General features: G+C 39.0%; 8 protein-coding genes. All 8 read right to left on the minus strand.

The window, feature by feature from the left end:
* Window positions 1-9 precede the first annotated feature (9 nt).
* Complete coding sequence (allB, locus tag AC0KTX_RS12025; protein WP_339199332.1) at window positions 10-1,410, minus strand: allantoinase AllB; 1,401 nt, start codon at window positions 1,408-1,410, stop codon at window positions 10-12.
* Between the two features lie 18 nt (window positions 1,411-1,428).
* Window positions 1,429-2,352 carry a dihydroorotate dehydrogenase gene (locus AC0KTX_RS12030; protein ID WP_340733362.1) on the minus strand — a complete coding sequence of 308 codons (924 nt, stop codon included), beginning with the start codon at window positions 2,350-2,352 and terminating at the stop codon, window positions 1,429-1,431.
* The gene (locus AC0KTX_RS12035; protein ID WP_339199328.1) at window positions 2,349-3,134 is read right to left on the minus strand and encodes a dihydroorotate dehydrogenase electron transfer subunit; all 786 of its coding nucleotides are present in this window, start codon (window positions 3,132-3,134) and stop codon (window positions 2,349-2,351) included. The genes AC0KTX_RS12030 and AC0KTX_RS12035 overlap by 4 nt, the downstream gene beginning before the upstream one ends.
* Entirely contained in the window at window positions 3,116-4,384 is a 1,269-nt protein-coding gene (locus AC0KTX_RS12040; protein WP_340733358.1) for a M20 family metallo-hydrolase, read from the minus strand. Before AC0KTX_RS12040 ends, AC0KTX_RS12035 begins: the two co-directional genes overlap by 19 nt.
* Window positions 4,385-4,476: 92 nt before the next feature.
* Complete coding sequence (locus AC0KTX_RS12045) at window positions 4,477-5,250, minus strand: IclR family transcriptional regulator (protein ID WP_339199323.1); 774 nt, start codon at window positions 5,248-5,250, stop codon at window positions 4,477-4,479.
* Between the two features lie 46 nt (window positions 5,251-5,296).
* Entirely contained in the window at window positions 5,297-6,550 is a 1,254-nt protein-coding gene (locus AC0KTX_RS12050; protein ID WP_339199321.1) for an MFS transporter, read from the minus strand.
* Between the two features lie 767 nt (window positions 6,551-7,317).
* On the minus strand, window positions 7,318-7,470 hold the full coding sequence (locus tag AC0KTX_RS12055; protein ID WP_474252414.1) for a hypothetical protein: 153 nt from the start codon (window positions 7,468-7,470) through the stop codon (window positions 7,318-7,320).
* 222 nt (window positions 7,471-7,692) lie between these two features.
* The gene (locus AC0KTX_RS12060) at window positions 7,693-7,851 is read right to left on the minus strand and encodes a hypothetical protein (RefSeq protein WP_474252415.1); all 159 of its coding nucleotides are present in this window, start codon (window positions 7,849-7,851) and stop codon (window positions 7,693-7,695) included.
* Between the last annotated feature and the right edge of the window lie 587 nt (window positions 7,852-8,438).

Consider the following 8,438-nt stretch of genomic DNA (forward strand, 5'->3'; position numbering starts at 1 on the left):
ATCTCCTTATCAGTTTGATGCATTTGGTGCAATGAATTTTCCTGTTGGCGGGCCAATTATTTCGCCATCCCTCATAACAATCGTACCTCCTACAATTGTCTGTTCGGGAACCCCTTTCACTTTAAACCCATCAAAAGCGGTAACTTTACTCTTGCTATGGAGCTCATTGCGTTTAATTGTATGTTCTTTATTCATGTCAACAATCGTGATATCCGCATCGGCGCCTATACGAATAACACCTTTATTAGGATATAAATTAAATAATTTTGCCGGCCCTTCCGAAAGAAGGTGGACAATATCATGGATTGAAATTTTTCCTTCGTTGACTGCATTTAACATTAGCGGAGCCATTGTTTCAACTCCACACATACCTGCCGGGATTGACCATAAATCTCCTGCTTTTTCTTCTTCAGTGTGTGGAGCGTGATCAGAACAAACATGAGAAATGGTCCCATCTTGCAACGCATCCCAAAGGGCTTCTTGGTCTTTTTTATATTTAATCGGAGGATAAACTTTCATCTGTGGCCCTATATGATCATAATCTTCTGCTGATAAAAACAAATAATGCGGGCATGTTTCTGCGGTAATTGGATAGCCTTCTTTTTGCGCCTGGCGAACTAATTCTATCCCTTCGGCAGTACTAACATGCAATATATGGAGTCGCGCCCCGGTTTTTTTTGCCATAGCTATCCCCGATTGTATTGTCAATTCTTCGGCAAGACTGGGTCTGCCTTCGAGCAGATCCATGTAAGTGCGTCCATTCCGATCCTCAACTTTTTGTGTCAGCCGCTGGATGAGATCATGATTTTCCGCATGAATCGCAAATATTTGCCCGGTTTTTGCCACTTCCTGAAACATTTCATATATTTCACCGTCTGCAAATGGCGGGATTACATCTTTCATCCCCGGTTTATAGTTATATATCAATTGGAATGTTTCCGAATGTACAGCATATCCCCAGAAAAATTTAAAACCAATGACACCAGCATGGTGAAGCTTTTCGTATTCTTTCATATTTAAATGCCCAAGACAAATTCCCCAAACGCCAAAGTTAACAAAAGCTTTACTTTTCAAATTTGCAACCTGTTTCCGGAAATTTTCCACATTATTTACCGGCGGATTCGTATTTGGCATTTCAAAAACAGTCGTAACACCTCCGGCTGCGGCAGCTTGAGTAGAATGGTAAAAATCCTCTTTATAGGTAGCACCGGGATCCCTCGAATGCACATGGGTATCAATAAAACCAGGAAATACAAATTTTCCGTTTGCATCCACGACTTCCCCTACATCGCTCCGCAATTCATCGTTTGTGATAGCGGCAATTTTTCCATTTTTTATATAAATATTGCCTTTATAAGCATCTTCTGGGGTCACAATCGTTCCATTTTTTATTAGTAAATCGAACTCCATTGATTCCATCACCCCTTGTTATTGATTTATTACTACTTGTCCGATGATTTCACGAATATCTTTTATTTGATATTGCTCCATATATGATTCAATCTCTTTCAATATTCTGATCATCGCATCAGGTTGAATGAAATTTGCCGTTCCGACTTGAACAGCAGTTGCCCCAGCTAACATCATTTCAATGGCATCTTCTCCTGACATAACTCCGCCACATCCAATAATCGGAATGTGAACGACTTGGGAAACTTGATAAATTAGTCTGACAATGATCGGTTTCGTTGCGGGTCCAGACAGCCCGCCCATAATGTTCCCAATCTTCGGCTTTCTCGTATGAACATCAATGGACATCGCCAAAAAAGTGTTAGCGACATTTAAACAATCGCTCCCAGCTTCTTCAGCCGCTACAGCTATTTCTTGTATGTTTGTTACATTGGGCGTAAGCTTTGTAATGATTGGTTTATCCGTTACAGCACGAACCTTCTTTACAAGGTTAAACGTGATGTCTGCATCCATACCGAATGCAAGGCCGTTTCCTTTTAAATTAGGGCAGGAAATATTTAATTCTATTGCATCCACATCATTGCTTTTTGTTACAATTTCAGCCAGTTTGGCAAATTCATCAATGGAATCAGCTGATAAGCTGGAAATGAGGGGTGAATCATATTTTGAATAAGAAGGGACGGAGTTTTCCAAATAATACTCTATCCCTTTACTTGGGATCCCAATGGAGTTTATCATTCCAGCCGGTGTTTCACACACGCGTGGAGCTGAATTTCCAGCACGCGGAAACATCGTAATGCTTTTAAGAACAATCGCACCTAAGCGATTAAAATCAATCACCTTTTCCATCTCAGGGCCGAATGTACCTGAAGCTGGCATAACCGGATTTTTCAAAACTAATCCACCAATATCTACACTCATATTCACTGCCGCATTTTTCATTGTAGGATCACCTGTTCTAAAGGAAATACAGGACCGTCAACACAAACTCGGGCACTTTTCGCTTCATGGCCATCATGTATATGACAAAGACATGCAAAACAAACTCCCATTGCACATCCCATATTTTCTTCGAGAGCAATTTCTCCCCACAATCCTTCCCTTTTTCCGATACTTTGCATTAATCGAGCTAATCTTTTTGAACCGCATGTATAAAGAGCATGAATGTCATTTTCAATAAGAAGTTGATTGATTAATTCCTTAACGTTGTGCAAATCGCTTGTTCCTTCTTCATCAGTCACTTTATACACTTGAACGCCAAAACTGGTTAAATAATCAGCAGCCAAGAGATCATTTCGGCATCTGGCGCTTAGTATTGCAATGACTTTTTTGTTTTTGCCGACAGCTTTATAAGCTAATGCCGCCAATGTCGCAATGCCAACACCTCTGGCAAGAAGGAGGATATTGGAATCGGATTCTTTTAAATGAAATCCGGTTCCAAGCGGGCCAAATATATCAATTTTTTCTCCCGCCTTCAGCTCAGTCATTTTCTTTGTTCCCAAACCTTTTACTAAATAAAGAAATTCAAGAGTATTGCGATCCGAATCGATTCGGTATACACTAAACGGCCGTCTCAGGAATGGATAGATACTATTACTGCAAAGAAAATGAAAGAACTGGCCGGGTTCCACATTCTCTTTTATATCACTTGCATCAACAATCATATGCCAATAGCGTTCACTTACTTTTTCATTTGAGAGGATTCTCACTTGGTGCGACTCCATACTGAATCTCCTTTCTTGCTTAAAGTTATCGCGCTGGTTAAGACCGCTTGCTCTAAAAGTGCTATTCCAGCTGCAATATCCTCTTGTTTCGTGTATTCATCAGGATGATGGCTCAAACCATCGACTGACGGGACAAAAATTAAGGCAGTAGGCCAGCGTTTTGCCATATTCATTGAGTCATGGCCAGCTCCACTTGCCATAAACATATAACTCAATCCTTGCTCCTCGCAGATTGAAGCAATCGTTTTAGCGATGCCTTGATCCATCATGACCGGTTCTTCTTCAATCATCCAATCTATCTTGATCACAACTCCCCGCTTGTTCTGCAGGAATGCTATCTCTTCTTGAATTTTTTTGAAAACCCGATTACGAGATTCAATGTCAGTACTTCGAATGTCAATCTTTAATTCCGCTAATCCCGGAATCACATTCATGGCGCAAGGATGAACATCCAACACTCCCACCGTTGCCACTGTTTCAAAATCGCTTTCAGCAAGTGCCGCTTCTTCCACAGCTAAAGATAATTCGGCAGCAGCCAATAAAGCGTCTTTGCGATGCCCCATCGCCGTTGTCCCGGAATGGGAACTTTTCCCTTCAATACTTACGGCTAATCGCAATGGAGCTGCAATGCCAGTAACAATTCCTATTCTTTTTCCGCTTTCGATTAGCTTGGCGCCTTGTTCGATATGAAGTTCAAAAAACGCCTTTAATTCCCTTTCTGTTCTTTCCGCCATATGGTAGTTTTCGAGGTGTAAATTTTGCTTTTGAAATGCATGTGCTAAGGAAATGCCATCATGATCTTTCAACTGTTTAAGGGTTTCGAGGTTTAAGCTGCCGATCATCGCTTTGCTGCCTAATGTTGAAAAATTAAATCGGGATGATTCTTCACAAGCAAAACATATCAATTCAATTGGATGAAGCGTTGTGATCCCTTGTTCCACAATGCTCCTAACAATTTCAAGTCCTGCTACAACACCCAGCACACCGTCAAACTTGCCCCCATTGTAAACAGTATCTAAGTGGGAACCAACAGCTACAGCAGGCAATGTATGATCCAACCCTTCATAACGGGCGATCATATTGCCAACCGGGTCGACGCTTATTTTCATCCCTAAATTCCGACATTGCTCCAATAAATAGAATTTGGCCTGTTGTTCTTCATCTGAATAAGCTAATCTTGATATACCGCAATCCGTCTTTCCAAACTCGTTGATTTTTTCTAATGTTTGCATAACCCTGGAAATTTTCAAAAAACCACCTCATATCTGTCCCCCAATGTTTCAGATAATTCCATTGTTTTTCCCACCCCTCTTTTCCGACTTGTTTTTGCTATTCTTTTTCTCTAGATCCGATTGGAACTTAATAGATTCATAGATATTAAATGCTCGCTTGCCTGTTCGGAAATGTTTTTCAGTTCCTTGATGAATTGCATTCGGTTTTCTTGAATATATTGGCATTCCCCGACCAAGCTAAGACTTATGGCCGTTTTATGATTTTCATGAAAAAGCGGTACGGACATAGCATAAACACCTACTTCCAATTCTTGATTGCAAAAAGCAATACCGTCCTGGCGAATTTCGGATAATTCCCTTTTTATCAATTCAATATCCTGCTTTGTGTATTCGGTGTACTTCATTAAATCTTCTTTTTGCAGAAGGCCATCTACTAAATTAGGAGGCTGGTAAGCCAGTATTGCTTTTGCCGCTGACGTACAGTGCAGCGGCATTCTCTGGCCGAGATGGACAAAATATTTATGGCGTACATCTGATGGTTGATGTGTATAGGTACAATAGACTTGATTGGATTGGAATCTGCAAATATAAGAATATAGGTTGGTTTTATTGCCAATTTCATTGCAATACTGAGTTAACAAGCCTGTTGGATCTTGGTTGCGAAGAAATTCGCTACCCCATAACATTGATTTTGGCCCCAGCATATATCGTTTCGTAACAGCGTCCTGGGTAAGCAGTTTATGTTCAACCATGTTTTTTAACATCCGATGAAGAGTTCCCTTACTTATAAGGGTTTGCTTGGATAATTCCGTTATACCAATACCTTCTACCGATTTTTCACTGATTATGTCCATGACCGATATCATTCGATCTAACCATTCCATAAACATTAACCCCTTTTTACTAAATAAATAACGGAAACCGATCCGACTACTTCAATTCTGTTCCTTTCGTTTCAGGGATTAAAAAGATAAAACTTAACGCTGAGATTATATACGTAAGAGAAATTAGCCCTAAAGCAAAGCTTAAGGAGTAATTTAATGACAGATAACCGATAATCCATGGCGCAAATCCGGCAAATCCCCGGCCGATGTTAAAAATGACATTTTCTGCTGTCGATCTTGCTTCGGTTGAATAATGTTCGGCAAGCAGAGCGCCATATCCGCCCATCATGCCGTTTACAAAAAATCCGAGCACTCCTCCCAAGAGCAGAAGAATCGTTGTAGAAGTTTGATGAAAATAAATCCAAACAATTGTCGCAGCTGAAAATAAATAAATGATATAGGACGGTCTGCGCCCGATTTTATCTGCCAAAATGCCAAATGTAATAATGCCGATAATCATGCCAATAATAGTGACTACTGTCCAAACGGTCGTTTTGTTAAAAGAGTAACCCATTTCAGTAGCGAGCATGGTCGGCATCCAGGTCATGATTCCATAAAAACCAAAGTTCTGAACAGTCGTCGCGATGATAAGGCCAATCGTAGTTTTTGTTTGTTTAGCAGAAGAAAAAAGTTGTCCAATCGCAATTTTATTTTTATTTTCCTTTTTTAAAACCTTCCAAATTTCCGGTTCTTCTAGATTTTTACGAGACCAGAATGCTAACAATGAAGGCAATACCCCTGCCAAAAAGACACCTTGCCAACCAAATTCAGGTGCGATAAATAACACGGCTAGTGTAGCCAGAACGGTTCCAAACTGAAAACCGACTGCAACAATCGATGTTGCTCTTGAACGATATTTTTTATGCCAGCTCTCGCTGACAATGGTCATGCCAATACCGAACTCTCCGCCAAGACCAAGCCCGGCCATAAAACGGAAAAATGCAAAGGCCTGCTCGTTAGGCGCAACAGCACAAAGACCAGTGAAAACCGAAAAAATTAAGATAGTCCATGAAAAAACCTTAACTCGGCCAAACTTATCTGCCAAAGTGCCGAAAAAGATCCCCCCCAGTACCGATCCGAGCAGAGTGATGGTAGAGAGAGCGCCGCCTTCAGCTTGATTCAGCCCATAGAAGGCCATGATCAGAGGCAATGTATATGCAAGGATCATCATATCCAGTCCGTCCATTGCATAGCCAATTGTGGATGCCCACAATGTTTTCCACTGATACTTTGTAATCTTAGGTTTGCTCTCTATACCTATTTGTTCCGATAAATTTTTGTTCATTTCCAATTGTTCCATCACATTCCCTCCTCACAATTTGAACCTCTTTATTTCATTACTCATTTTGTTCCGCTAAGAGGAACATCGTTCTATTTTAGAGTAAAAAATAATAGGTCTTGAATATGTAAATTAATATACTCTCTTGTTAATTTTTTTGTAATATTAATGTAATAAAATCTTACATACTTTTTTAACATTGCGAAGAGAAAGGGCAGTATCGGCAAGTTGGAAGGAATCAACCAGTTGGTTGTGTTTTATTCTTTGTAAATCTAGAAAGCTTTCATTTGGATAAAACAAGCAAATAGTTTGTCCGATATTTCACAAAATATTCATAGAACATCCTATTTCCAAATTACCAAAGCCCATTTTTTCATACTATGTATTGAACTATTTTTCAGTGATGACTGAATTTCGCACCAGCGTTGTGTCTTGCCTCGTGAACCGCAAAAATTGGAACCTATGCAAAGGTGTTATTTTTAAAGTGGACTCGATTCTCTACAGGAAAGCTTCAACTGCATTACGCACTGCTTGACATTTCCTAATAACCGAAATTCGGGGTTATATAATTTAGAAACTTACTATGAAAACGGAAATGAAATCCGAATGGTGAGCGATGAAGTAATTAAAAAAATCGCGGCAAAGAGTATACAACAATCGTTCACCGAGTTGTGTTTCCAGAAGTCTTAAAACAAAACATAAAACAACCAAAAATCAATCAACCGTTTATTTAGATGAAAATGTCCAGATGGAAATGTAACCTGAGGAAATCCGTTTGGAAAAGTAAATTATTCGGAAAAGCCCGGACTGTCCCAAACGGCTAAAGCAGGGAGATTTGCGGACAGCAATAATAAAAAGAATGAACCGATAATCAAAAGCGACATCACACCGAAGAATCCGTCTTTAATCGCTGTAACATAACGATTGCCATCAAGTTTCATTGCATCGGCGTCATTTTATTTTCCAGTAACTTTATTAGCTTTTGCATTGACCAACCCCTGCCTTTATCTTTTTGTCTTAGAAATTCATTCCATAGACTTTGTCCCTTCCCTAAAATATAAATAATCGTTCTCCTATAAAATTATTTACCCTCAATTAAATTAATGGCTTGCTCCAATACTTTTTCTCGGTTCATCATGCCATAATATTGCATATTAATAGCATCAATTTTTATATTTTTGTCTGCCAACTTTGACATAAATTTCACTTGCGCCCAACAATAAAACATCTACCGTTTTCTTTTCCAAAACATCCTCAACTTCAGAAGCAGAAACAGCAAAAATATCAGCTTCTATATTTTTGGATTTAGCGGCATTTTTCATTTTTGTGACCAACAAAACTTGTGCTCATTCCAACCGCACATTTCATTTTTAGATCCCTCCATATTTGTATTGAAACTGGCTAACAAATTCATTTTAGTTTGAAATCGCTTTATTTTAAATTTAAGCATTTTCTGTTAAACAACGGAAACGTTTACAACAAAAGTCCTTTTCTTCATAAAATAAAAAAGCACTTGCATCACGAAAGGTTTACCGTTCATTAACATCCCTCTTATGTAAAATTTCATAATCCTATTTTAAAATTTCGATAATTTCCTTCACTGATTGACTTTTAATAAGTCTTTGCACTGTTGTTTTGTTCTCAATGACGGCAATTAATTTTTGGTACATTTTTTCTAAATCTCCTTTTAAACCTTCAGGAGGCAAACAAACTGGACCATGTATTGTTATTCCAATGAATTGGACGTTTTAGTTTTTGGTGTTATTGGATGAATTGCAACTAAATTTGTAGGTTCTAATGATTCTCTTTCTAAAGGTTTACAAAATCTTTTAGTCTCATCACCATATTCTGTGATGTTCACACAATTCCGGAAATAAGTTAGCGAGATTGATACTCAATCTAGAGTAGC

This window comes from Aeribacillus sp. JST-2 (genome assembly GCF_056032925.1).

Excerpts from the sequence above, each read along its gene's own strand:
- allB (WP_339199332.1), bottom strand. The coding sequence starts at position 1,410 with ATGGAGTTCGATTTACTAATAAAAAATGGAACGATTGTGACCCCAGAA.
- AC0KTX_RS12030 (WP_340733362.1), bottom strand. The coding sequence starts at position 2,352 with ATGAAAAATGCGGCAGTGAATATGAGTGTAGATATTGGTGGATTAGTT.
- AC0KTX_RS12035 (WP_339199328.1), bottom strand. The coding sequence starts at position 3,134 with ATGGAGTCGCACCAAGTGAGAATCCTCTCAAATGAAAAAGTAAGTGAA.
- AC0KTX_RS12045 (WP_339199323.1), bottom strand. The coding sequence starts at position 5,250 with ATGGAATGGTTAGATCGAATGATATCGGTCATGGACATAATCAGTGAA.
- AC0KTX_RS12050 (WP_339199321.1), bottom strand. The coding sequence starts at position 6,550 with ATGGAACAATTGGAAATGAACAAAAATTTATCGGAACAAATAGGTATA.
- AC0KTX_RS12055 (WP_474252414.1), bottom strand. The coding sequence starts at position 7,470 with ATGAAACTTGATGGCAATCGTTATGTTACAGCGATTAAAGACGGATTC.
- AC0KTX_RS12060 (WP_474252415.1), bottom strand. The coding sequence starts at position 7,851 with ATGAAAAATGCCGCTAAATCCAAAAATATAGAAGCTGATATTTTTGCT.